Origin of the sequence: Amnibacterium kyonggiense, from assembly GCF_004364555.1 — a bacterium.
Taxonomy (GTDB): domain Bacteria; phylum Actinomycetota; class Actinomycetes; order Actinomycetales; family Microbacteriaceae; genus Amnibacterium; species Amnibacterium kyonggiense.
The window spans coordinates 289,090-312,162 of record NZ_SOAM01000002.1; the positions used below are offsets into that span (position 1 = coordinate 289,090).

The following is a 23,073-nucleotide window of genomic DNA, read 5'->3' on the forward strand; positions in this document are numbered from 1 at the left end:
GACCGCTCAGGCGGTGACGCGGGTGCCGCGCTTGACCAGCGCCTTCGGCACGCGGAGGTTGCGGAACTGCGCCGACCGCATCACCACGTAGAGGTTCAGGCCGCGCTCCACCTTGGTCCTGTCGCCGAGCTTCTGCGCGAGCCGCCGCCGGATGATCGCGGCGCGCAGGAGGCCGTCGACGATCGTCAGCGCGAGGTAGCCGTACAGGGGCAGGAAGAGCCAGGACGCCTGCGGCAGCACCAGCGTCGCCACGAAGAAGAGCACGAAGACCGGGATGAGGAACTCGCCGATCGTCCACTGCGAGTCGACGAAGTCGCGGGCGAACCGGCGCTGCGAGCCCCGGTCGCGCGCGGGGAGGTAGCGCTCCTCGCCGTTCGCCAAGCCGATGCGGGCGCGCTCCCGCGCCTCCGCCTCCCGCGTGCGGGACTGCCGACGCGCGGCCTTGCGGTCGGTGACGACGATCGGTCGACGGTTCGCCGCCTCGCGCTCGCGGCGCGAGGGGGTGGCGCGGCCCTTGCCGGCGACGGGTTCGCCGTTCAGCACGACGCCCGTCTGCGGAGCGTCCTCCGCGGTCTTCTTCGCCATCGCGGACCTCCTCCGGTACGCCTCATAGGGTACCGGCATGCCGGTCGAACCCGCGGAGCGTCCCGTCCTCGATGCCGTGGAGGCCGGCTTCCCCGCCGCCGTCGGCGCGCTCGGCCGACTGGTGCGCATCCCGTCGGTCGCGTTCCCGGGCTTCCCGGAGGCGGCGCTCACGACGAGCGCCGAGGCGGTCGCGGAGCTGCTGCGGGGGACCGGGGCGTTCGAGCTGGTGGAGGTGCGCCGCGCGGACTACGCCGCCGAGAGCGGCACCGCGACCGGCTCACCCGCCGTCGTCGCGCGTCGGCCGGCCGCCGAGGGTCGGCCCACCGTGCTGCTCTACGCGCACCACGACGTGCAGCCCGCGGGCCGCGACGAGCTCTGGAACACGCCGCCCTTCGAGCCGACGCTGCGCGGCGACCGGCTGTTCGGGCGCGGCGCGTCCGACGACAAGGCGGGCGTCGTCACGCACGTCGCCGCGGTCACGGCCGCGCTGGCGGCGCTCGGCGACGAGCTCGAGGTCGGCATCGCGCTGTTCGTCGAGGGGGAGGAGGAGGCGGGCTCGCGCTCGTTCGACGCCTTCCTCGCCGAGAACCACGACGTGCTCGACGCGGACGTGATCGTCGTCGCCGACTCCGACAACGTGAGCACGACCGTGCCGGCGCTCACCTCGTCGCTCCGCGGGAACGTGACGGCGACGCTCGAGATCGCGACCCTCGACCACGCGAGCCACTCCGGCATGTTCGGCGGCGCCGCTCCCGACGCGGTGCTCGCGGCGGTGCGCCTGCTCGACTCGCTCTGGGACGAGGACGGCGCCGTGGCCGTCGAGGGTCTGCGGTCCGCCGAGCCACCAGCGGGCGGTCCCGCCGGTCCGACCGACGCGCAGCTCGTGGCGGACGCCGCCCTGCTGCCGGGCGTGCGCGCGATCGGGCGGGGGACGGTCGCCGACCGCCTCTGGTACGGCCCGTCGATCACCGTGACCGGCATCGACGTGACCGACGTCGTGAACGCGTCGAACACGCTGCTGCCGTCCGTCCGCGTGCGCGTCAGCTGCCGCGTCGCCCCCGGGCAGCCGGCCGCCGAGGCGTTCGCCGCGCTCGAGCGCCACCTGCGGGAGCACGTCGCCTTCGGGGCGCGGCTGACCGTCAGCGACGTCGACCTCGGCGACCCGTTCCTCGTCGACCAGTCCGGCTGGGCGGCGGAGGCGGCCCGCGCCGCGCTCGCGGACGGCTGGGGCGCCGAGCCCGAGCTCACCGGCATCGGCGGCTCGATCCCCTTCGTCAGCACGCTCACCGAGCGGTTCCCCGCCGCGCAGATCCTCATCACCGGCGTCGAGGACCCGGACACGCGCGCGCACTCGCCGAACGAGTCGCAGGACCTCGGCGTGCTGCGGAAGGCGATCACGGCCGAGGCGCTGCTCCTCGCCCGGCTCTCGAAGCGGCGCGTCGACTGACGCGCGGCGCGCACGCGCGGGATCCCGTGGACGCGTCTACCATCGAGCCATGACCGACACCGCGATCCTCGGCACCACCACCTCGGAGACCGGCCACGGCGTGCTGCTGACCGCTCCCGCCGCGAGCAAGGTGAAGAGCCTCCTCGAGCAGGAGGGCCGCGACGACCTGCGCCTCCGCCTCGCCGTGCAGCCCGGCGGCTGCAGCGGTCTCATCTACCAGCTCTACTTCGACGAGCGCCTGCTCGACGGCGACGCGACCGTCGCCTTCGACGGCGTCGAGGTCGTCGTCGACCGCATGAGCGTCCCCTACCTCGACGGCGCCACCGTCGACTTCGAGGACACCATCCAGAAGCAGGGCTTCACCATCGACAACCCCAACGCGCAGGGCTCCTGCGCCTGCGGCGACTCCTTCCACTGAGTTCATCGCTCTGCAGCGGCCGGCTCCGTGAGAGGGGGGCCGGCCGCTTCGTCGTTCCCGGCGTTTCAACCGGGCTGGTGCCGATCAGGCGCGCGCATCCCGGACGCGGTCCGGGGCCGCGCCCCCGTCCTCCCTACAAGTCGTAGAAAAAGGCGGTCCCGGTCGGGGTGGCGGACTCCGCCGGGCGATAGGCTGACGGTCGGCACGACGTGCCTGAAGAATCGGGGAAGGGAATCAGTGCGCTCCACTCGACGACGCGTGATCCTCGTGCCGCTCATCGCGGCGGGGATCGTGGCGGCTCTCTCGGGCTGCAGCACCCTGGAGATGCACGGCTACCTCCCCGGCTTCATCGCCGGGCAGCCGGACGCCACCAACCAGACGCAGCGGGTGTCCGACCTCTGGGTCGGCTCCTGGATCACGCTCCTCGGCGTCGGCGTCATCACCTGGGGCATCATCATCTGGTTCGCGATCGTCTACCGACGTCGTCGCGGCCAGACCGGCCTCCCCGTGCAGCTCCGGTACAACATGCCGATCGAGATCTTCTACACGGTCGTCCCGCTGATCCTCGTCCTCGGCCTGTTCGCCTTCACGGCGAAGGACCAGTCCGCGATCGAGACGCGGTTCGCGAACCCTGACGTCACGATCGACGCGTACGGCAAGCAGTGGGCGTGGGACTTCGCGTACGCGAAGGAGAACGTCTACGAGCAGGGCGTGCAGGCGCAGCTGAGCTCCGACCCGAGCAACGCGGGCAAGGTCGAGACGAAGCTCCCGACGCTGTACCTGCCCGTGGACAAGAAGGTGGAGATCCAGCTCCGCACCCGCGACGTCAACCACAGCTTCTGGGTGATCGACTTCCTCTACAAGAAGGACATGATCGCCGGGCAGACGAACTACTGGGACTTCATCCCGCAGCGGATCGGCACCTTCGAGGGCAAGTGCGCCGAGCTGTGCGGCGAGTACCACTCGCGCATGCTCTTCCAGGTCAAGGTCGTGTCGCAGGCCGACTACGACGCCCACATCGCTTCGCTCCGGGCCGCCGGCAACGTCGGCACGATCGGCACGCAGTACGACAAGGACGACAACGCTTCCGATCCCGGCTCGCAGAACTCGGGCGAGCAGGGCACGAACGGTGACACGAGCACCGGCGTGAGCGGGAACTGAGGGGGACGCGGATGACTTCCACACTCGGACGGCCCACGCAGCAGCTGCCCGCCGGCCAGGCGGCGGCCGCGGTCGGGGGCAGCCAGGTCGCCCGCAAGGGCAACGTCATCGTCGAGTACCTGACGACGACCGACCACAAGAAGATCGGGTACCTGTACCTGATCACCTCGTTCGTGTACTTCCTGATCGGCGGCGTGCTCGCGCTGATCATCAGGGCGCAGCTGGCGGCCCCCGGGCTGCACGTCGTGGCGACGCCGGAGATCTACAACCAGGTCTTCACGATGCACGGCACGATCATGCTGCTGATGTTCGCGACGCCGCTCTTCGCGGCGTTCGCGAACGTGCTGATGCCGCTGCAGATCGGCGCCCCGGACGTCGCGTTCCCGCGCCTCAACGCCTTCGCGTACTGGCTGTACTTCTTCGGCTCGCTGGTCGCGGTCTCCGGCTTCTTCACCCCGGGCGGCGCCGCGAGCTTCGGCTGGACGGCCTACTCGCCGCTCTCGAGCTCGGCGTACTCGCCGGGCCTCGGCGGGAACCTCTGGGTGTTCGGCCTCGGCCTCTCCGGCTTCGGCACGATCCTCGGCGCGGTGAACTTCATCACGACGATCATCACGATGCGCGCGCCCGGCATGACGATGTTCCGGATGCCGATCTTCACCTGGAACATCCTCATCACGTCGCTGCTCGTGATCATGGCGTTCCCGGTGCTGGCCGCCGCGCTGCTGACGCTCGGCGCGGACCGCGTGCTCGGCGCGCACGTCTACGACTCGTCGAGCGGCGGTGCGATCCTCTGGCAGCACCTGTTCTGGTTCTTCGGGCACCCCGAGGTGTACATCATCGCGCTGCCGTTCTTCGGCATCATCAGCGAGATCATGCCGGTGTTCAGCCGGAAGCCGATCTTCGGCTATAAGACGCTGATCTACGCGACCATCTCGATCGCGGCCCTCTCGGTCGCGGTGTGGGCGCACCACATGTACGTGACCGGCTCGGTGCTGCTGCCGTTCTTCGCCCTGATGACGATGCTCATCGCGGTGCCGACCGGCGTGAAGATCTTCAACTGGACCTTCACGATGTGGCAGGGCTCGGTGACCTTCGAGACGCCGATGGTCTGGTCCCTCGGCTTCCTCATCACCTTCATCTTCGGCGGCCTGACGGGCATCATCCTGGCGTCGCCCCCGCTCGACTTCCACCTGTCCGACAGCTACTTCGTCGTGGCGCACTTCCACTACGTCGTCTTCGGCACGGTCGTGTTCGCGATGTTCGCCGGCTTCTACTTCTGGTGGCCGAAGTGGACCGGGAAGATGCTCAACGAGCGGCTCGGGAAGATCCACTTCTGGCTGCTGTTCGTCGGCTTCCACACGACGTTCCTCGTGCAGCACTGGCTCGGCGTCCTCGGCATGCCGCGGCGCTACGCCACCTACCAGCCGGGCGACGGCTACACGCTGATGAACCAGATCTCGACCGCAGGCGCGTTCATCCTCGCCGTCTCGATGCTGCCGTTCTTTTACAACGTGTGGATCACCGCCCGTCGGGGCGCGAAGGTCACCGTGAACGACCCGTGGGGCTACTCGCGGTCGCTGGAGTGGGCGACGAGCTGCCCGCCGCCCCGGCACAACTTCACGTCGATCCCGCGCATCCGTTCGGAGTCCCCGGCGTTCGACCTGAACCACCCGGAGGCGGGCATCCCGTTCGGCATCGGGCCGGCGAAGGACGCCCCGGACGCTCCGACGTACGACGCGGCACGGGACGAGGTGCGCTGACATGCGCGTCAACATCAATCTGCTCTGGGTCCTCGCGGCGTTCTTCGTGCTCGCCGACGTGGTCTACACGGGGTGGGCGATGCTCACCTACGACGGCCGGGTGGAGTGGGTCGGCACGGTCGGCATCGGCCTCGTGGCGCTCATGTCGATCTTCATCGGGTTCTACCTGAACCGCTCGTTCCACGCGCAGGGCGGCCCGCTGCCGGAGGACCGCCTCGACGCGTCCATCGACGACGGCGACCCGGAGCTCGGGCACTTCAGCCCGTGGAGCTGGTGGCCGATCATCCTCGCCACGGCCGCGACGCTCGGCTTCCTCGGGTTCGCGGTGGGCACCTGGATCGCGTTCATCGGCTTCGCGGTCTTCATCATCGCGATCGTCGGCTGGGTGTACGAGTACTACCGCGGCTACTTCGCACACTGATCCGGGCCGCTGCCCGCACACGAAGGGCCCGGAGGCGACCGCCTCCGGGCCCTTCGTCGTCGCCGTGCAGCAGTAACCACGCCCTGGAGCAGTCCTGGCCCGGGTCGTGGTCTCGAGGCTCGCTGCGCTCGCACCTCGACCGGCGGAACGGCCGAGACCAGCGCGCTCAGAGCCGCTCGAGGAAGGGGCGCTGGCCGACCACCAGCAGGTCGCGCGCCTCGTCGAGGCCGACCCAGCGCAGCCGGTCGAGCTCCGGCACCTCGAACGTGCGGCCGCGGAGCGTCATGGTGAACGTGCCCGGCCGGAAGGCCTCGACGTCGACGTCCGCCTCGACCGCGTACAGCCGCACCGTCTTCCCGGATCGCTGCCGCTCGGCGCCCAGGTCGCGGTAGGGCGGCGGGGGAGGGGCGATGCCCGTCTCCTCCTGGAACTCCCGCAGCGCGGCGTCCAGGGGCTCCTCCGTCCCCTCGACGGCGCCCTTGGGGACCGACCAGGCGGCCGCGTCCTTCTTCGCCCAGAACGGGCCGCCCATGTGCCCGATGAGCACCTCCGTGGCCGGCACCTTCCGGACGACGAGAAGGCCGGCGCTCAGAGGAGCGCCGGCCTTCTCGGTGGGTCGATCAGTGATGGTGCGCGACCTCGAGCTCCGTCGACGTGACGGGCTCGATGCGGTCCTCGAAGAACCACCGGCTCAGCGACGCGCGCACGCGCTCCGTCGCCGGGATGCGGCCCGCCGCGTTCGGACGGATCATCAGCGGCTCGTAGTCGTTGAAGCTCACGAGCTTCCAGCGCTCGTACTCGTCGACGGGCTCGTGGACCTCGATGTACTCGCCGCCCGGAAGCCGGACGATGCGACCCGACTCGTAGCCGTGCAGCACGATCTGCCGGTCCTTCTTCTGCAGGGCCAGGCAGATGCGCTTTGCGATGAAGTACGCCGCGATCGGGGCGAGCAGCAGGGAGAACTGCAGGATCGTGATCACGCTCTCGATGGAGAGCTTGAAGTGCGTCGCGACGAGGTCGGAGCTCGCACCGGCGAACAGGACGACGTAGAACGTCGCACCCGCGGCGCCGATCGCGGTGCGGGTCGGCATGTTGCGCGGGCGGTCGGCGATGTGGTGCTCGCGACGGTCGCCCGTGACCCAGGCCTCGAGGAACGGGTAGATCATCACCGCGACGATGAACAGACCGAGCACCACGATCGGGATCAGGATGTTCAGCGAGTAGGTGGTGTTCAGGATCGTGAACTCCATCGGCACCCCGCCGGGACCGCCGAGCCAACCCGGCATGAGGCGCAGCGCGCCGTCCGCGAAGCCGATGTACCAGTCGGGCTGCGTGCCCGCCGAGACGGGGGAGGGGTCGTACGGGCCGTAGACCCAGATCGGGTTGATCGTGAAGAACGCGCCCATGGCCATCAGCAGGCCGAAGACGACGAAGAAGAACCCGCCGGCCTTGGCCGCGAACACCGGGAGGACCGGGACGCCGATGACGTTCTCGTTCGTGCGGCCGGGGCCCGCGTACTGCGTGTGCTTGTGCGTGACGACGAACACGAGGTGGATCGCGATGAACGCGAGCACCGCGGCCGGCAGCAGCAGGATGTGCAGCGTGTAGAGGCGGCCGACGATCGCGGTGCCGGGGAACTCGCCGCCGAAGACGAGCCACTCGAGCCAGCTGCCGATGAAGGGGATGCCCTCCACCATGCCGGCGATGATCCGCAGGCCGTTGCCCGAGAGCAGGTCGTCCGGGAGCGAGTAGCCGGTGAAGCCCTCCGCCATCGCGAGGATCCACAGCACGTAGCCGATGACCCAGTTGATCTCGCGAGGCTTGCGGAACGCACCCGTGAAGAAGATGCGCAGCATGTGCAGCATGATCGACGCCACGAACAGCAGCGCCGCCCAGTGGTGCACCTGACGGATCAGGAGCCCGCCGCGCACCTCGAACGAGATGTGCAGCGTGGACTGCATCGCCGCGGACATCTCGAGGCCCTTGAGCGGACCGTAGGAGCCGTCGTAGGTCACCTCGGCCATCGACGCCTGGAAGAAGAACGTCAGGAACGTCCCCGTCAGGAGGATGACGACGAAGCTGTAGAGGGCGACCTCGCCGAGCATGAAGGACCAGTGGTCCGGGAAGATCTTGCGACCGAACTCCCGGACGACGTAGCTGATGCCGGTGCGCTCGTCGACGTAGCGCGAGGCCCAGCCGGTGACGCCGCCCGTCTGCCGGCGGTCCGCCGGTTGCGTCGGGTCGTAGTTGTAGGTGTCAGACGTTGTAGTCACCGCGACGCTCCCAGAAGCTCGGTCCGACTGGTTCGTGGAAGTCGCTCTGCGCGACGAGGTACCCCTCGCTGTCGACCGTGATCGGCAGCTGGGGGAGCGGACGGACGGCCGGTCCGAAGATGACGGCCGCCTCGCGCGTGATGTCGAACTGCGACTGGTGGCACGGGCACAGCAGGTGGTGCGTCTGCTGCTCGTACAGGGCCACCGGGCAGCCGACGTGGGTGCAGATCTTGGAGTACGCGACGATCCCGTCGTAGTTCCAGGTCTTGCGATCCGGCGAGACGTGGAGGTCGCCCGGCTCGAGACGCATGAGCAGGACCGCGGCCTTGCCCTTCTCCTCGAGCATGTCGTCGCTCTTCAGCAGCCCGTCCGGGATGACGTGGAAGACCGAGCCGATCGTGACGTCGGAGGCGAGGATCGGGTCGCCGGTCGGGTCCTTCGTGAGCCGCGTGCCCTGCTTCCAGAGCGTGTGGCTGTACGCCTCGGCGGGCGTGCCCGCGGCGGGCGCCAGGTCGCGGAACAGGAAGATCGCCGGGAACGGCAGCGCCGCGATCGCCGCGATCATGCCGTTGCGGATCAGGACGCGCCGGTTGAAGCCGGACTCCCGGTCCGCCTGGCGGAAGATCTCGACCGCGCGCGCCTGCACCGGCGGCGGGCCGGCGACCGGGTGCCGGATGTCGATGCCCTCGTGGTCGTCCATCAGCGCCTTCGACCAATGGATCGCCGCGATGCCGATCGCCAGCAGGGCGAACGCGAGCCCCAGACCGATGAAGACGTTGTTGAGGCGCACCGAGCCGAGGTCGTTCGGCTTGATCGGGAACGCGAAGTACGCCGCCATCGCGAAGACGGAGCCGATGACCGACACGTAGAAGAGGAGGACGATCACGCGCTCCGCGCGTTTCGCCGCCTTCGGGTCCTTGTCGGTGACCCGCAGCTGGTGCGGCGGCAGGCCCGGGTTCTGGAAGGCGTCCGCGCGCTCGACGGCGGTGCCCGGGTCGGTGAAGGTGGTGCCGTGGTCGTCGGCGGGGACGATGTCGGTCGGTTCGTTGCTCGCCATGTCCTAGTGCCCCTTCGCCGTGAGCCAGACCGTGAACGCCACGACCGCGCCGAGGCCGAAGATCCAGATGAACAGGCCTTCCGCCACCGGCCCGAGGCTGCCCAGCTCGAAGCCGCCGACGCCGGCGTCCTTGTTCTGGGTCTTCAGGGCGGTGATGATGTCCTGCTTCTCCTGCGGCGTGATGTTCTGGTCGTTGAAGACCGGCATGTTCTGCGGGCCGGTCAGCATCGCCTCGTAGATGTGCGCGGGCGTCGTGTTCATCAGGTTCGGTGCGTACTTGCCCTCGGTGAGGGCGCCGCCGGCACCCGCGACGTTGTGGCACATCGCGCAGTTGATGCGGAAGAGCTCGGCGCCCTTGGTCGCGTCACCGGTGAGCGTGAGGTTGCTCGAGGCCGGGATGCCGGGGCCGGGGGAGATGGAGGCGACGTAGGCCGCCATCTGCAGCGTCTGCGTCTCGTCGAAGACGCGCGGCTTGACCTCGGCCTGCGGCGCGTCCTGGGCGAGCGGCATGCGGCCCGTGCCGACCTGGAAGTCGACCGCTGCGGCGCCGACGCCGATGAGCGACGGGCCGGAGGAGCTGCCGGCCAGGTCCAGGCCGTGGCAGGTCGCGCAGTTCGCGGCGAAGAGCTTCTTGCCCTGCTGGATGCTCTGCGCGCTCGAGAGGTCGACGCTGGCGTTCGCCGGCGCCGCCGCCGACATGAGCGCGTACGCCCCGCCGGTGATGAGGAGGCCGGTCAGGACCAGCGCCACGCTCGCGAGCGGGGACCTGCGTCCGCGCCTGCGACGCTCGGGCTTCGTGTCGGAGGAGTTCATCGCCGCCATTCTCAGTGCGCCTGCAGCACGTAGATCACCAGGAACAGACCGATCCACACCACGTCGACGAAGTGCCAGTAGTAGGACACGACGATCGCCGTGGTCGCCTCCTTGTGCCCGAACTGCTTGACCGCGAAGGCTCGGCCGATCGTGAGGAGGAAGGCGATGAGGCCGCCGGTGACGTGCGCGCCGTGGAAGCCGGTCGTGAGGAAGAAGGCCGAGCCGTAGGCGGAGGAGTTAATCGCGATGCCCTCGCCGACGAGGGTGGCGTACTCCCAGACCTGGCCGGCGACGAAGATCGCGCCGAGGGCGTAGGTGAGGAAGAACCACTCGACCATGCCCCACTCGGAGGGCTTCCAGCCGGTGGACCTCGCCTGCAGGCGCTCGGCGGCGAAGACGCCGAACTGGCAGGTGAACGAGCTCGACACCAGGATGATCGTGTTCACCAGCGCGTACGGCACGTTCAGGTGCTTGACGGACTCGGTCCAGAGGTCCGGCTGGGACGTCTTCAGCGTGAAGTAGATCGCGAAGAGACCGGCGAAGAACATCACCTCGCTGCCGAGCCAGACGATCGTGCCGACCGCTACCGGGTTCGGTCTGTTGACCGCGGGGGTGTTCGCGCTCTGAAGCACCGACGCACTGCTCACGACTTCATTATGGCCGGTGGAGGATGCTCCCAGCCCGATCTTCGACAACTTGTCGAAGAGTTTTGCGGCCCGAGGGGGCGCGACGCCCGGTCGATAGGCTCCGAGCGTGTCCGACACGCCCGACTGGCCGCAGCTCATCTCCTCGCTCCTCGCCGGACGCGACCTCCGCGTCGCCGAGGCGACCTGGGCGATGGAGCAGGTGGTGACGGGCGAGGTCTCGCCCGCGACGCTCGCCGGATTCCTCGTCGCGCTCCGCGCGAAGGGCGAGACCGTCGACGAGATCGTGGGGTTCCGGGACGCGGCGCTGGCCCACGCGCTGCCGCTGCCGCTGCCGGTGCGCGCCCTCGACCTGGTCGGCACGGGCGGCGACGGCTACAAGACGGTGAACATCTCGACGATGGCGGCGATCGTCGTCGCCGCGTGCGGCGTGCCGGTCGCGAAGCACGGCAACCGGGCGGCCAGCTCCGCGTCCGGGGCCAGCGACGTGCTCGGCGCCCTCGGCATCCGGCTCGACCTGAACGGCGACGAGGTCGCGCAGGTGTTCGAGCGGGTCGGGTTCACCTTCGTGTTCGCGTCCGCGTTCCACCCCGGGTTCCGGCACGCGGCCGAGGCGCGCAGCGCGCTCGGGGTCGGCACCGTCTTCAACTTCCTGGGCCCGCTGGTCCACCCGTCGCGCCCCGACGCGAACGTGATCGGCGTCGCGAGCCCGGAGGCCGTGCCCCTGATCACGGGCGTCCTGCAGACCCGCGGCGCGACCGCGCTGGTCGTGCGCAGCGACGACGGCATGGACGAGCTCTCGACGACCGGGCACAGCCGCATCCGCGAGGTCGCGGTCGGCGCGGTGACCGAGCACGACGTGCACCCGTCCGATGTGGGGCTGCTGACGGCCCGGGTCGCGCAGCTGCGCGGCGGTTCGCCGCAGGACAACGCGGCGACGGTGCGCAGCGTGCTCGCCGGCGATCACGGCCCGGTGCGGGACGTGGTCCTGCTGAACGCCGCAGCGGGGCTCGTCGCCTGGGACCTCTACGAGGACCCGGCGAACGCCGAGCGCCCGATGAAGACCCGGCTCGTCGAGGGCATCGAGCGGGCCGCGCGCGCGATCGACTCGGGGCAGGCGGCCGCGAAGCTGGACGCGTGGGTCGCGGCGACCCACGAGGTCGCCGACGGCCGCTGAGCGCGGCGGGCCGACCCGCCGGACACGACGGAGGGCCGGGCGCCTCGCGGCTCCCGGCCCTCCGCGGCCGTGATGCGGCCTACTGCACGTCCTCGTCGACCCAGTCGAAGGTCTTGGTGACGGCCTTCTTCCAGAGCCGGTACTGGCGCTCGCGCTCGGCCGCGTCCATCTTCGGCTCCCAGCGCGCGTCCTCCTGCCAGTTCTTCCGCAGGTCGTCGAAGTCCTTCCAGAAGCCGACCGCGAGGCCGGCGGCGTAGGCGGCGCCGAGCGCCGTCGTCTCCGCGACCACAGGCCGGACCACCGGGACGCCGAGGATGTCGGCCTGGAACTGCATGAGCAGGTCGTTCGCGACCATGCCGCCGTCGACCTTGAGCTCCTTCAGCTCGTCGCCGGTGTCGGCGTTCACCGCGTCGAGGACCTCCCGCGACTGGAACGCGGTCGCCTCGAGCGCGGCGCGGGCGATGTGGCCCTTGTTCACGAACCGGGTCAGGCCGACGAGGGCGCCGCGCGCCTCCGACCGCCAGTACGGCGCGAACAGGCCCGAGAACGCGGGCACGAAGTACGCGCCGCCGTTGTCGTCGACCGTCTTCGCGAGCGCCTCGACCTCGGGCGCCGAACCGATGAGCCCCAGGTTGTCGCGCAGCCACTGGATCAGCGACCCGGTCACGGCGACCGAGCCCTCCAGCGCGTAGTGCGGCTCCCCGTCGCCGAGCCGGTACGCCATCGTCGTGAGCAGGCCGTTCGTGCTGTGCACGATCTCGGTCCCGGTCGGGAAGATGAGGAAGTTGCCGGTGCCGTAGGTGTTCTTCGCCTCGCCGACCTCGAACGCGACCTGCCCGAACGTCGCCGCCTGCTGGTCGCCGAGGATGCCGGCGATCGGCACCTCGCGGAGCAGGCTCGACGACTCGACGGCGCCGTAGACCTCGGAGGAGCTCCGGATCTCGGGGAGCATCGACTTCGGCACCCCGAACACGTCGAGGATCGACTCGTCCCACGCCAGGGTCCTCAGGTCCATGAAGAGGGTGCGGGAGGCGTTCGTGACGTCGGTCGCGTGGACGCCGCCGTCGGTGCCGCCGGTGAGGTTCCAGAGCACCCACGTGTCGGTCGTGCCGAACAGCAGCTCGCCGTTCTCGGCCTTCTCCCGCGCCCCGTCGACGTTCTCGAGGATCCAGACGATCTTCGTGCCGGCGAAGTACGTCGACAGGGGGAGGCCGACCGTGTCCTTGAACCGCTCGACGCCGCCGTCGGCCGCGAACCGGTCGACGATCGACTGCGTGCGGGTGTCCTGCCAGACGATCGCGTTGTAGACCGGCTTGCCGGTGGCCTTCTCCCACACGACCGTCGTCTCGCGCTGGTTCGTGATGCCGACCGCGGCGATGTCGTGCCGCGTGATGTCGGCGCGGGACAGGGCCTGGCCGATGACCTCGCGGGTGTTGTTCCAGATCTCGACCGGGTCGTGCTCGACCCAGCCCGCCCGGGGGAAGATCTGCTGGTGCTCGAGCTGACCGGTCGAGACGACCTTGCCCTCGTGATCGAAGATCATCGCGCGGGTCGAGGTCGTGCCCTGGTCGATGGCGAGGACGTAGTCCGCCATGGAGACTCCTTCGTTTCCTGATTCGGTGGGTGGTGGGTCGGGTTACGGCAGCAGGACGCGCGACAGCAGACCGGCGATGAGGCCGCCGAGCAGCGGTCCGATGACCGGCACCCAGGCGTAGCCCCAGTCGCTGGAGCCCTTGTGCCGGATCGGGAGGATCGCGTGCATGATGCGCGGGCCGAGGTCGCGGGCCGGGTTGATCGCGTACCCGGTCGGCCCGCCGAGGGAGGCGCCGATGCCGACGACGAGCAGGGCGACCGGCAGCGCGCCGAGCGCGGCGAGCCCGGCCGGCGACTTGGTCGCGGCGTCGCCCGCGTGCCCGAACGCGATGACCACGAACACGAGGACGAACGTGCCGATGATCTCGGTGATGAGGTTCCAGGCGTAGGAGCGGATCTCCGGGCCGGTCGAGAAGACGCCGAGGATCGTGCCCGCGTTCTCCTCCTCGTCGAAGTGCTTCTTGAACGCGAGCCACACGAGCAGGGCGCCGATCATCGCGCCGAGCAGCTGCGCGACGATGTAGAGGAGCGCGACGCCGATGCCCTGCGTGAACCCGCCCGAGGCGAGCAGGCCGACGGTGACCGCCGGGTTCAGGTGCGCGCCCGACGCGTACGAGACGGAGACGCCCGCGAAGACCGCGAGGCCCCAGCCGAAGTTGATGAGCAGCCATCCGCCGCCGAGACCCTTGCTCTTGGTCAGGATGGCCGTCGCGACGACGCCACCACCGAGCAGAAGGAGCATCGCGGTGCCGACGAGTTCCGAGAGGAACTCCTGGCCCACTGAGTACGTCATTGCCACCTGCCTCTTCATCGAGTCCAGCCGGCGACACGAGTCGGGCGCCGGGCACGCAGACCGTACTCCCAGGTTCGCGCCGGCGGGCAGGACCTTCGACCGACCTGCACAACCGTGCACCCGCTATATTGCGGCTGCCGAGCACATCCGCGCAGCGGCTCGGCACCGATGTGCAGACCGTTTCGGGAGGCGAGGACCGATGAGCATCGACACCGCGGGATCGACGCTCGCGCTCGGCGGTCGCAGCGCGAGTCGCACGCAGCAGGCCCTCACCGCGGCCCACCTCTACTACATGCAGGACCTGACGATGGAGGCGATCGCCCGCGAGCTGCACACCTCGCGCTCGTCGGTCTCCCGATTGCTCAGCCACGCGCGCGAGACCGGGCTGGTCGACATCCAGATCCATTCGCCGGTCGAGTCCGCCGCGGAGCTCGCCGCGGTCGTGCGCGAGCGGCACGGCGTCACGGCCCACCTCGTGCCGATGCCGGACCACACGAGCGACGTCGACCGCCTCGAACGCGTCGCGATGTCGGCCGCCCGGCTGCTCGGCCGCTTCTTCGACTCCAACATGACCCTCGGCATCGCCTGGGGCTCGACCGTCAGCGCGGTGAGCCGGCACCTCGTGCCGAAGGCGCTGAGCGGGGCGGAGGTCGTCCAGCTCAACGGCGCGGGGAACACGCGGACGACCGGGATCATCTACGCCAGCGAGATCCTGCGCCGGTTCGGCCGTGCCTATGGCGCCCACGTGCAGCAGTTCCCCGTCCCGGCCTTCTTCGACGATCCCGAGACGAAGCGCGCGCTCTGGCGCGAGCGGAGCATGAAGCGGGTGCTCGACGTGCAGGAGCACATGCAGGTCGCGCTCTTCGGCGTGGGGTCGCCGTTCGCGGAGGTGCCGAGCCACGTCTACATCGGCGGCTACCTCGAGCCGGAGGACTACCGCTCGCTGTCCGCCGACGCCGTGGTCGGTGACGTCGCGACCGTCTTCTACCGCGGCGACGGCAGCTGGCGGGACGTCGCGCTGAACGCGCGGGCGTCGGGCCCCGGACTGGACGTGCTCCGGCGCACGGCCCGCCGCGTCTGCGTCGTGGCCGGCATGTCGAAGCTGCCGAGTCTGCGGGGCGCGCTCGCGGCGGGCCTCGTCACCGACCTCGTCATCGACGAGCCGCTCGCGCGGGCACTGGTGGCCTGAGCCCTTCGCCTCCTGCGTCCGGATGGGCGGTGCACGATTGTGCAGGGTCGGGACGGCGACCGCCGCCCGCTCGTATATTCGCCCCGCCGGCGATCGCCGGAGGGCCCCTGGTGGAGGTTTCGATGAAGAAGCTCATCCGTGATCCGCAGACCGTCGTGAAGGACTCCCTCGCGGGCTTCGCGGCAGCGCACCCCGGACTCGTGCGGGTGCAGACCGACCCGGACTACGTGGTCCGGGCCGACGCGCCCGTCCGCGGCAAGGTCGGGCTGGTGTCCGGCGGCGGCAGCGGGCACGAACCGCTGCACGCCGGGTTCGTCGGCTACGGGATGCTCGACGCCGCCGTGCCCGGCGCCGTGTTCACGTCCCCGACGCCCGACCCGATCCTCGAGGCGACCAAGGCCGTGGACGGCGGTGCGGGCGTGCTCCACATCGTGAAGAACTACACGGGCGACGTGCTCAACTTCGAGACGGCCGCCGAGCTCGCGGCCGCGGAGGACGTCCAGGTGGAGTCCGTCGTCGTCGACGACGACGTGGCGGTGAAGGACTCGCTCTACACCGCGGGGCGCCGCGGTGTCGCGGGCACCGTGCTGGTCGAGAAGATCGCGGGGGCGGCGGCAGAGCGCGGCGACGATCTCGCCGCGGTGGCCGCCGTGGCTCGCAAGGTGAACGACCGCGCCCGTTCCATGGGGGTCGCGCTCACCGCGCCGGTGGTGCCGCACGCCGGGGTGCCGAGCTTCGACATCAGCGACCACGAGGTCGAGATCGGCATCGGCATCCACGGCGAGCCGGGACGCGAGCGCATCGAGTGGGAGCCGGTCGACGGCCTCGTGCAGCGGCTGATGACCCCGATCCTCGAGGACCTGCCGTTCACGTCCAGCGACGACGTGCTGCTGTTCGTGAACGGCATGGGCGCGACCCCGCTCGTCGAGCTGTACATCGTGTACGACGCGGCCGCGTCGATCCTGCGGGAGCGGAACATCCAGGTCTCACGCAGCCTCGTCGGGAACTTCGTGACCAGTCTGGACATGCAGGGCTGCTCGATCACGCTGCTGCAGTTGGACGACGAGCTGAAGGCCCTGTGGGACGCCCCCGTGGAGACGGCGGCGCTCCGCTGGGGCCGGTAGGGACCGGGACCGGCAGGTCGGGCCGGCGGGAAGAGGAGCAGGGTGGACGGACTGGGCACGGACTGGGCGATCGACTGGGTGCGGCGGTCCGCCGCCGTCGTCGGGGAGCACCGGGCGGAGCTGTCGGAGCTCGACCGCGCGATCGGTGACGGCGACCACGGCGAGAACCTCGACCGCGGGTTCCGCGCGGTGCTCGCGAAGCTCGACGGCGCGTCGCCGGAGACGCCGGGAGCGGCGCTGCGCCTGGTGGCGACGACGCTGATCTCGACCGTCGGCGGAGCGTCCGGCCCGCTGCTCGGTACGGCGTACCTCCGGGGCGCGCAGGCCGCGGGCGACGCGGAGCGACTCGACGGGACGGCGGTCGTCGCCCTGCTCGCCGCGGCGCGCGACGGGATCGTCGCGCGGGGCAAGGCGGAGTCGGGCGACAAGACGATGGTCGACGCATGGACGCCGGCGGTCGACGCCGCCCAGCAGGCCCTCGCCGCGGGCGGCGACGCGTCCGCCGTGCTCTCGGCCGCTGCGGACGCCGCCGAGTCGGGCGCGGAGGCCACCGTGCCGATGGTCGCCCGGAAGGGCCGCGCAAGCTATCTGGGGGAGCGGTCGGCCGGTCACCTCGACCCGGGTGCCCGATCCAGCGCCTACCAGCTCCGCGCTGCCTCCGACGCCGTGGCCGAGGGCTGACCGTGCCGGTCGGGCTCGTCTTCGTCTCCCACAGCGCGCGCATCGCGGACGGCGTCGTCGAGCTCGCCGAGCAGATGGCGTCGTCGGTGCCGCTCGTCGCCGCCGGCGGGACCGACGACGGCGGCATCGGCACCAGCTACGACAAGGTGCTCGCCGCCATCGGCGCTGCCTCCCGCGGACAGGGCGTGCTGATCATCGGCGACCTCGGCTCCGCACTGATGACGGCCGAGACCGCGGTCGACCTGCTCGAGGCACCGCCCGACGGCGGCGTCCGCGTGCTCGACGTGCCCATCGTCGAGGGCGGCGTCGCCGCGGCCGTCGCCGCCGAGGCCGGCGAGGACCTGGACGCGGTCGCCCGGGCCGCGACGGGGGAGCCGGCACCGGACCAGCCGGCCGCACCGGGACCGGCGGCGCCGCCCGCCGCCGCCGAGGCCGACGTCGAGTTGATGGATCCCGAAGGCCTCCACGCCCGCCCCGCTGCGGCCCTCGTGAAGACCGTCACGGGCTTCGACGCGCGGGTCACCGTGAACGGCGCCGACGCGTCGAGCCTCCTGCGGATCATCGCGCTCGGGCTGCGGCACGGCGAGCGCGTCCGCGTCCGCGCGGAGGGCGACCAGGCCGCAGCCGCGGTCGACGCGGTCGTCGCCCTGCTCGGCGCCCGGCCCTCCTAGCGGGTCCGGGGCTCCGGCAGTGCCCGCCACGCCGCGTCCGAGCACTCGGGAGAACGCCAGGTCGTGGCCCCCTTTCGGGGGGTGCGGAGATCGCACGCGACGCGCCGGGAACCTCCCGATCTGGGGGAGTGCCGGCTGTCACGCTCTCCCCGTGCTCACCACCCTGGTCCTGGTCCTCGCCGGCATCACCGCCTGGTGCGTCGCGTCGCTCGCGCTCGCGCTCGTCGTCGGGCCGATGGTCCGCAAGGCGGATCGCACACGAGTCGCGGACCGCACGGCGCTCGTCGCGGAGCGCCGTCCGCTCACGGGAGCGATCCCGCTGCCCGTCGTCCACTAGGACGTCCGAGACCCGGGTGGAGGCGCGTCCCGTGCGCCTCCACCCGATGACGCGGGGCCCGCGCACGATGTCGTGCGCGGGCCCCGCGTCGTTCGCCGGGGGAGCGGTCAGTCGGAGCGGCCCCGCGACTGCCGGAGGGCGCGGGCCTGGTCCACGTCCTGCTCGTGCTGCTTGGCCTTCTTGTCGGACTGCCGCGTGTCCCGCATCGGCAGCTGGATCTGCTCCTCGGCGGCGATGCCGGCCTGGAGCTCGCGGCTCCGCTCCAGCTCCGCGTCGAACTCCGCGCCGAACAGCAGCACGAGGTTCGTGATCCAGAGCCAGAGCAGGAACACGATGACGCCGGCGACCGCGCCGTACGTCTTCGCGTAGCTGCCGCCGCCGGTCACGCTCAGGTAGATGCCGAGCGCGGCCGTCGCAAGGCCCCACACGACGAGCGCGAGCAGCGACCCCGTGCTGATCCACTTGAACTTCGGCTGCCGCACGTTGGGCGAGAAGTAGTAGAGGATCGCGATCGCGGCGATGGCGATCACGACGAGGATCGGCCACTTCACGATCTGGAAGACCGTGAGCGCGACCTGGCCGATGCCGATCACGTTCGCGACCTGCTCGACGATCGGCCCGGTCGAGACCAGGATCAACGCGCCGAGCACGACGAGGACGACGACGGCGACGGTCACCAGCAGCTGCGTCGGGCGGAGCTTCCACACCGGCCGCCCCTCCGGGATGCTGTAGATCCGGTTCATCGCGCGGCCGAACGCGCCGACGTAGCCGGACGCGGACCACAGCGCCCCGAGGATGCCGACGACGAGCCCGATGCCCACGCCCTGCGTCTTCGACGCGTTGTCGATCAGCTGCGTCACGATGTCGTAGACGCCGGGGGAGCTCGTCCGCACCGGCGCCAGGAACTGCGTCGTCAGCTGCGCGATCGCGCCGGGGCTCAGGAGGCCGAGGATCGACACGATCGCGATCGCCGCCGGGCCGAGCGCCAGCACGGAGTAGTAGACGAGCGCCGCCGCGAGATCGGTGCACTGGTCGGAGCCGAACTCCTTCGCCGTCTTCTTCAGCGCGTAGGTCCAGGTCGGCTTGTGGAGATCCTCCGGGCCCTCGGGCTTCGAGGGCGCGTCGGGAGCCGGGGTGCTGCCTGGAGCGACGTCCCGCTCGGAGGTGGAAGCGCGGCTCCCCGCGCGGTCCGGTCCCGTCCGCCGACGCCACGGCTTGCCGGGATCGCGCCGGATCGCGTGGTCCACCGCAGCCGCCGCGCCGACGAGGCTGGCCGAGATCACGGAGATCCCGGCGGCGGTGATCAGGTCGCCGGAGCGGCCGCCGCCGCCGCCCTGCGTCCGCGGGGTCGGCACGTCAGGCCGCCGACGGGGTCGAGCCGGAGGAGGGCTTCTTCGTCCGGCCGGTGGGCGGTGCGGGCGTGGGCGCATCGGTGCCGCCGTCGTCCTCCACTCCGGGGGAGGCGGCGTCCGCGGGCTTCGCGGCATCGGCCGCGGCTGCCGCAGCGCCCTGCACGGTCGAGGCGGCCTTCTCGGCGACGTCGGCGACCTGCGGCGCCTTCTCCTCGAGCGTGGCCTTCGCCGTCTCGCCGACGCGCTGCACGGTCGGGTTGTCGCGGGCTGTGCCCAGCCGCTCGGTGAGGGCCTCGTAGGCCGGCCGGCCGGCGCGCGCCCCGACCACGTAGCCGGCGGCGAGCCCGACGACGAACAGGATCGTCCCTCGCATGGTTCCCCCTTCAGGTCGAGATCAGGTCGGGGCCATGCTGCTCGCCGGTCGCTGGCAGTCGGGCGGACGTCCAGCGCACTGCCGGGCTCCTCTCAGATCGTGAGGAGCCCGCGCCGTGCCCGGTGTGCAGTCCGGTTCGCCGCGGCCGGCCGGTCGTGCGAAGGTCGACCAATGAGCCGGGGGAGCGCATCGGGGCGGGCCGCATCGCTGGACGACGCCGATCCGCTCGGCCGGTTCCGTTCGCGGTTCGTGACGGTCGACGACGTCGTGGCCTACCTCGACGGCAACTCGCTCGGCCGTCCGCTGGCGGTGACGCCCGCTCGGCTCGCGCGATTCGCCGAGACCGCGTGGGGCGGGCGCCTGATCCGTGGCTGGGACGAGGGCTGGATGGAGGAGCCCGAGCGCGTCGGCGACGAGCTCGGGCGCATCGTTCTCGGCGCCGGTCCCGGGCAGGTCGTGGTGGGGGACTCGACGAGCATCCTGCTCTACAAGGCCGTCCGAGCGGCGGTCGCGCTCGACCCGTCGAGGACGGAGGTCGTGCTCTCCGCCGGCGACTTCCCGACCGACCGCTTCGTGCTGCAGGGCGTCGCGGCCGAGCTCGGGCTGACCCTGGTCGCGATCGACGCCCCGCCCGACGGCGGGGTCGACCCCGAGCATGTCGCCGCAGCGGTCGGCCCGCGCACCGCCGCCGTCGTGCTCAGCCATGTCGCCTACCGCTCCGCGTCCATCACCGACGTCGAGGCCGTGACCGCCGTCGCGCACGCGGCCGGTGCGGCCGTGGTCTGGGACCTCAGCCACTCCGTCGGGGCGCTGCCGATCCGGCTCGACGGCTGGGGCGTCGACCTCGCGGTGGGCTGCTCCTACAAGTACCTGAACGGCGGACCGGGCGCACCGGCGTTCCTGTACGCGCGGCGCGACCTGATCCCGCGGCTGCGGCAGCCGATCCAGGGGTGGATGGGCGCCGATCAGCCGTTCGCGATGGGGGAGCGCTACGTCCCCGACGCGGGCATCCGGCGGTTCCTGTCGGGCACGCCGTCGATCGTCGCGATGCAGCCGCTCCGCGACATGCTCGAGGTGATCGACGAGGCCGGCGTCGACGCGATCCGGGCGAAGTCCGAGCGGTTGACGGCTTTCGCCGTCGAGCTCGTCGACGACCTGCTCGAGCCGTTCGGCGCACGGCTCGCGAGCCCTCGGGACGTGGGCCTGCGCGGCAGCCACGTGACGGTCGACCACCCCGCGTTCCCGACGATGCTGCCCGCGCTGCACCGGCGCGGGGTGGTCCCCGACTTCCGGCGCCCCGATGGGCTCCGCCTCGGGCTGTCGCCGCTCAGCACGTCGTTCGCGGAGGTCGAGGCCGGGGTGCTGGCGATCCGGGACGAGCTGCAGGTCGCGCGATGAGCGGACTGGCAGGTGACGGACGAGCCCGCTCTCGACGCCGCGGAGATCCGCGCCCGCACCGGCGACCTGGCGCTGGTGATCTGGCAGCGGGCCGACCCGCTTTGCGACCCGGAGCGCTTCTCGGTCTCCGGACCGGAGAGGACCGCGGCGGCGTTCATCACGGCCCCGATCCACCCGTGATCCGGTCCGGCTGACATAATGTGCATTATCGGCGCTCAGAGTTCGGGTTGAAGCAGCCCGCTCATAATGTCTCTTATGTCAGTTTGCTGAGGTCGCTCACGATCGCAGCCGGATCGTGACGTTTCGGATCAGAACGGGCAGTCGTCGCCGGGTGGATCCGCCGGGCCGGGTTCGACGAGTTCCGGCGGCGCTGGATCGGACGGGTTCGACGGCGGGTCCGTGAAGACCTCGCCCCACGGGTTCCGCCAGTCGACGCTCCCGTTCTCCCGCAGCTCCTCGTCCCACAGCCCGACCGACTTCGCGAGATGGTGCGGGCGGCTCAGGCTCACGAGGTTGCCGATGTCGGTGACGCCGGCGTCCTGCCATTCCTGCACGTGATCGAGGTCGCAGAGGTGCGCGGGACGGTTGCAGCCGGGGAAGCGGCAGAGCTCGTCGCGGAGGGTCACCCACCGGCGCATGTCCGCGGGCGGCTTCCGCGTCGTCCGATCCATCGCGATCCGGACGCCGGTGAAGGGATCGGTCAGGACGCGGAGGAACGAGGGCGCCTCCCCCGCCAGCTCCTTCGCGGCTTCGATGGACACCGGGCCGTAGCCGACCAGTCGGGCCTGCTCGGTGGTCCTGCCGAGGGCCGCGAGGGCGGGGATCGTCACGATCGGCGCGGGGATCACGCCTTTCCGCATCGGCACCCGGAGGCCCGCCCATGCCGGGTCGGCCTGCTGCTTGATGCCCTCGACCAGCAGATCCATCATGATGTCGAAGCGGAGCTGCCCGACCGAGCGGGTCTCCCCCTCCCGCAGGCGAGCGGCGATCGCCGCCTTCGTCAGTGCCTGGTCGAATCCCACGATCGGGATCGCCGGCCCGGTCGCGGCGATCGTCGCGGCGCCGTCGTGCCCGTGGTCGATCGTCACCCTCCGCATCGCGCGGGTCCGCTCGCTCCGCTCCCCCGCGGTGTCGTCCTGCAGGCGTTCGCGGATCGTGTGCAGCTTCGCCTTCAGGCGCGAGGCCGGAGCGGCGACGACGGCGACCGCGGCCTGCTCGTCGTAGGCCGCGAGGTGCTCGTCGTCGAGTCCCTCCGCCTGGTCCGCGGCGAGCTCGACGGCCCTCCAGGGGGCGGCGCCGTCCAGGTACGCGGCCCAGACCGCCGGCAGGTCGTCGCGGAGCCGGACCGCCGTGTCGAGCAGGCGCGCGACGCGGAGCGGCGACATCCCGAGCCGCAGCCCGATCGACTGGAAGAAGGACTGCGCTCCGAGCGAGCCGCGCTCGCCGTACTGCGTGCCGTAGCGACCCGCGAGATCCTGCATCGACGCCTCGTAGGCGTCGATGAGTGCGACGGTGCGGTCGGCGTCCGCTCGTCGCAGGTCGGCCTCGACCTGGGACAGGGCGTCCTGCTGCTCCTCCGCGAAGCGCTCCCGATCGTCGTCCGTGACGAGCACCGGATCATGGCGCTGCTCGATCACCACGCTCCCGACGGCGCCGTCGACGCGCCCGATCGGCATCACCGGCCGCGCGACCACATCGGTGCGGAGCGCGGCCTCGTTCGGGCTCTCGACCGCCGCCGCAGGGTTCCCGAACACGTGTTCGATCCTACCCCGCTGTGCGGAGCTCTGCAAGACCGAATTCGCCGTG

Annotated in this window: 24 protein-coding genes; 13 read left to right on the plus strand and 11 right to left on the minus strand. The window is 71.1% G+C overall.

What is annotated here, in order from left to right; genetic code table 11:
* Nucleotides 1-6: 6 nt before the first annotated feature.
* A complete protein-coding gene (locus CLV52_RS09740; RefSeq protein WP_162850798.1) occupies nt 7-585 on the minus strand; it encodes a DUF3043 domain-containing protein in 579 nt (192 codons plus the stop codon).
* 37 nt (nt 586-622) lie between these two features.
* Between CLV52_RS09740 and CLV52_RS09745 the strand changes: the two genes are divergently transcribed.
* The 5 genes from CLV52_RS09745 to CLV52_RS09765 all read left to right on the plus strand — a co-directional run bounded on the left by CLV52_RS09745 (nt 623) and on the right by CLV52_RS09765 (nt 5,792).
* Entirely contained in the window at nt 623-2,032 is a 1,410-nt protein-coding gene (locus CLV52_RS09745; protein WP_133766160.1) for a M20/M25/M40 family metallo-hydrolase, read from the plus strand.
* Between the two features lie 49 nt (nt 2,033-2,081).
* Complete coding sequence (locus CLV52_RS09750; protein ID WP_133766161.1) at nt 2,082-2,450, plus strand: HesB/IscA family protein; 369 nt, start codon at nt 2,082-2,084, stop codon at nt 2,448-2,450.
* 237 nt (nt 2,451-2,687) lie between these two features.
* Nucleotides 2,688-3,611 carry an aa3-type cytochrome oxidase subunit II gene (ctaC, locus tag CLV52_RS09755; protein ID WP_246018061.1) on the plus strand — a complete coding sequence of 308 codons (924 nt, stop codon included), beginning with the start codon at nt 2,688-2,690 and terminating at the stop codon, nt 3,609-3,611.
* Nucleotides 3,612-3,622: 11 nt separating this feature from the next.
* Nucleotides 3,623-5,371: an aa3-type cytochrome oxidase subunit I gene (gene ctaD / locus CLV52_RS09760; RefSeq protein WP_133766162.1), complete on the plus strand. Its 1,749-nt coding sequence runs from the start codon at nt 3,623-3,625 to the stop codon at nt 5,369-5,371.
* 1 nt (nt 5,372) lies between these two features.
* Nucleotides 5,373-5,792, plus strand: a complete 420-nt coding sequence (locus CLV52_RS09765) for a cytochrome c oxidase subunit 4 (protein WP_133766163.1) — start codon at nt 5,373-5,375, stop codon at nt 5,790-5,792.
* A gap of 166 nt (nt 5,793-5,958) precedes the next feature.
* Here the strand turns inward: CLV52_RS09765 and CLV52_RS09770 are convergent, their stop codons facing one another.
* Genes CLV52_RS09770 through ctaE form a run of 5 tightly spaced genes read right to left on the minus strand, consistent with a single transcriptional unit; the run spans nt 5,959 to nt 10,582 of the window.
* Nucleotides 5,959-6,354 carry an NUDIX domain-containing protein gene (locus CLV52_RS09770; RefSeq protein ID WP_246018062.1) on the minus strand — a complete coding sequence of 132 codons (396 nt, stop codon included), beginning with the start codon at nt 6,352-6,354 and terminating at the stop codon, nt 5,959-5,961.
* 58 nt (nt 6,355-6,412) lie between these two features.
* Nucleotides 6,413-8,065 (minus strand): cytochrome bc1 complex cytochrome b subunit, encoded by a 1,653-nt coding sequence (gene qcrB, locus CLV52_RS09775; RefSeq protein WP_162850799.1) that lies wholly within the window; start codon nt 8,063-8,065, stop codon nt 6,413-6,415.
* On the minus strand, nt 8,049-9,122 hold the full coding sequence (gene qcrA / locus CLV52_RS09780) for a cytochrome bc1 complex Rieske iron-sulfur subunit (RefSeq protein ID WP_133766164.1): 1,074 nt from the start codon (nt 9,120-9,122) through the stop codon (nt 8,049-8,051). Before qcrA ends, qcrB begins: the two co-directional genes overlap by 17 nt.
* Nucleotides 9,123-9,125: 3 nt before the next feature.
* Nucleotides 9,126-9,935: a cytochrome bc1 complex diheme cytochrome c subunit gene (gene qcrC / locus CLV52_RS09785; RefSeq protein WP_133766165.1), complete on the minus strand. Its 810-nt coding sequence runs from the start codon at nt 9,933-9,935 to the stop codon at nt 9,126-9,128.
* Between the two features lie 11 nt (nt 9,936-9,946).
* The gene (gene ctaE / locus CLV52_RS09790; RefSeq protein ID WP_246018063.1) at nt 9,947-10,582 is read right to left on the minus strand and encodes an aa3-type cytochrome oxidase subunit III; all 636 of its coding nucleotides are present in this window, start codon (nt 10,580-10,582) and stop codon (nt 9,947-9,949) included.
* A 106-nt stretch (nt 10,583-10,688) separates the two neighbouring features.
* Between ctaE and trpD the strand changes: the two genes are divergently transcribed.
* The gene (gene trpD / locus CLV52_RS09795) at nt 10,689-11,756 is read left to right on the plus strand and encodes an anthranilate phosphoribosyltransferase (protein ID WP_133766167.1); all 1,068 of its coding nucleotides are present in this window, start codon (nt 10,689-10,691) and stop codon (nt 11,754-11,756) included.
* 79 nt (nt 11,757-11,835) lie between these two features.
* Here trpD and glpK read toward each other — a convergent pair whose 3' ends face one another.
* Together glpK and CLV52_RS09805 are read right to left on the minus strand one after the other, a co-directional pair.
* Complete coding sequence (glpK, locus tag CLV52_RS09800) at nt 11,836-13,350, minus strand: glycerol kinase GlpK (protein WP_133766168.1); 1,515 nt, start codon at nt 13,348-13,350, stop codon at nt 11,836-11,838.
* 42 nt (nt 13,351-13,392) lie between these two features.
* On the minus strand, nt 13,393-14,142 hold the full coding sequence (locus CLV52_RS09805; protein WP_133766169.1) for an MIP/aquaporin family protein: 750 nt from the start codon (nt 14,140-14,142) through the stop codon (nt 13,393-13,395).
* Between the two features lie 199 nt (nt 14,143-14,341).
* On the opposite strand from CLV52_RS09805, the gene CLV52_RS09810 reads away from it, so the two are divergent.
* The 5 genes from CLV52_RS09810 (at nt 14,342) to CLV52_RS09830 (ending at nt 18,144) form a co-directional block, all read left to right on the plus strand.
* Complete coding sequence (locus tag CLV52_RS09810) at nt 14,342-15,331, plus strand: sugar-binding transcriptional regulator (protein WP_133766170.1); 990 nt, start codon at nt 14,342-14,344, stop codon at nt 15,329-15,331.
* A 122-nt stretch (nt 15,332-15,453) separates the two neighbouring features.
* A complete protein-coding gene (gene dhaK, locus CLV52_RS09815) occupies nt 15,454-16,455 on the plus strand; it encodes a dihydroxyacetone kinase subunit DhaK (protein WP_133766171.1) in 1,002 nt (333 codons plus the stop codon).
* Between the two features lie 42 nt (nt 16,456-16,497).
* Nucleotides 16,498-17,136 carry a dihydroxyacetone kinase subunit DhaL gene (gene dhaL, locus CLV52_RS09820; RefSeq protein WP_133766172.1) on the plus strand — a complete coding sequence of 213 codons (639 nt, stop codon included), beginning with the start codon at nt 16,498-16,500 and terminating at the stop codon, nt 17,134-17,136.
* Nucleotides 17,137-17,138: 2 nt separating this feature from the next.
* Nucleotides 17,139-17,807 (plus strand): dihydroxyacetone kinase phosphoryl donor subunit DhaM, encoded by a 669-nt coding sequence (gene dhaM, locus CLV52_RS09825; RefSeq protein ID WP_162850800.1) that lies wholly within the window; start codon nt 17,139-17,141, stop codon nt 17,805-17,807.
* 151 nt (nt 17,808-17,958) lie between these two features.
* Nucleotides 17,959-18,144 carry a hypothetical protein gene (locus CLV52_RS09830; RefSeq protein WP_133766173.1) on the plus strand — a complete coding sequence of 62 codons (186 nt, stop codon included), beginning with the start codon at nt 17,959-17,961 and terminating at the stop codon, nt 18,142-18,144.
* A gap of 107 nt (nt 18,145-18,251) precedes the next feature.
* Here the strand turns inward: CLV52_RS09830 and CLV52_RS09835 are convergent, their stop codons facing one another.
* Both CLV52_RS09835 and CLV52_RS09840 read right to left on the minus strand, forming a co-directional pair.
* A complete protein-coding gene (locus tag CLV52_RS09835; protein ID WP_246018064.1) occupies nt 18,252-19,499 on the minus strand; it encodes a YihY/virulence factor BrkB family protein in 1,248 nt (415 codons plus the stop codon).
* A gap of 1 nt (nt 19,500) precedes the next feature.
* Complete coding sequence (locus CLV52_RS09840; RefSeq protein ID WP_133766175.1) at nt 19,501-19,869, minus strand: hypothetical protein; 369 nt, start codon at nt 19,867-19,869, stop codon at nt 19,501-19,503.
* A gap of 171 nt (nt 19,870-20,040) precedes the next feature.
* Between CLV52_RS09840 and CLV52_RS09845 the strand changes: the two genes are divergently transcribed.
* A complete protein-coding gene (locus CLV52_RS09845) occupies nt 20,041-21,267 on the plus strand; it encodes a kynureninase (RefSeq protein WP_133766176.1) in 1,227 nt (408 codons plus the stop codon).
* A gap of 12 nt (nt 21,268-21,279) precedes the next feature.
* The gene (locus CLV52_RS18420) at nt 21,280-21,447 is read left to right on the plus strand and encodes a hypothetical protein (protein WP_162850801.1); all 168 of its coding nucleotides are present in this window, start codon (nt 21,280-21,282) and stop codon (nt 21,445-21,447) included.
* A 128-nt stretch (nt 21,448-21,575) separates the two neighbouring features.
* Here CLV52_RS18420 and CLV52_RS09850 read toward each other — a convergent pair whose 3' ends face one another.
* Nucleotides 21,576-23,021: an HNH endonuclease signature motif containing protein gene (locus CLV52_RS09850; protein ID WP_133766177.1), complete on the minus strand. Its 1,446-nt coding sequence runs from the start codon at nt 23,019-23,021 to the stop codon at nt 21,576-21,578.
* Between the last annotated feature and the right edge of the window lie 52 nt (nt 23,022-23,073).

Bases quoted from the DNA above. Each gene is read 5' to 3' on its own strand.
- CLV52_RS09840 (WP_133766175.1), bottom strand. From the start codon at position 19,869: ATGCGAGGGACGATCCTGTTCGTCGTCGGGCTCGCCGCCGGCTACGTG.
- dhaK (WP_133766171.1), top strand. From the start codon at position 15,454: ATGAAGAAGCTCATCCGTGATCCGCAGACCGTCGTGAAGGACTCCCTC.
- CLV52_RS09845 (WP_133766176.1), top strand. From the start codon at position 20,041: ATGAGCCGGGGGAGCGCATCGGGGCGGGCCGCATCGCTGGACGACGCC.
- CLV52_RS09805 (WP_133766169.1), bottom strand. From the start codon at position 14,142: ATGACGTACTCAGTGGGCCAGGAGTTCCTCTCGGAACTCGTCGGCACC.
- CLV52_RS09810 (WP_133766170.1), top strand. From the start codon at position 14,342: ATGAGCATCGACACCGCGGGATCGACGCTCGCGCTCGGCGGTCGCAGC.
- qcrC (WP_133766165.1), bottom strand. From the start codon at position 9,935: ATGAACTCCTCCGACACGAAGCCCGAGCGTCGCAGGCGCGGACGCAGG.
- glpK (WP_133766168.1), bottom strand. From the start codon at position 13,350: ATGGCGGACTACGTCCTCGCCATCGACCAGGGCACGACCTCGACCCGC.
- CLV52_RS09750 (WP_133766161.1), top strand. From the start codon at position 2,082: ATGACCGACACCGCGATCCTCGGCACCACCACCTCGGAGACCGGCCAC.
- qcrA (WP_133766164.1), bottom strand. From the start codon at position 9,122: ATGGCGAGCAACGAACCGACCGACATCGTCCCCGCCGACGACCACGGC.
- ctaD (WP_133766162.1), top strand. From the start codon at position 3,623: ATGACTTCCACACTCGGACGGCCCACGCAGCAGCTGCCCGCCGGCCAG.
- CLV52_RS09740 (WP_162850798.1), bottom strand. From the start codon at position 585: ATGGCGAAGAAGACCGCGGAGGACGCTCCGCAGACGGGCGTCGTGCTG.
- CLV52_RS09745 (WP_133766160.1), top strand. From the start codon at position 623: ATGCCGGTCGAACCCGCGGAGCGTCCCGTCCTCGATGCCGTGGAGGCC.
- CLV52_RS09765 (WP_133766163.1), top strand. From the start codon at position 5,373: ATGCGCGTCAACATCAATCTGCTCTGGGTCCTCGCGGCGTTCTTCGTG.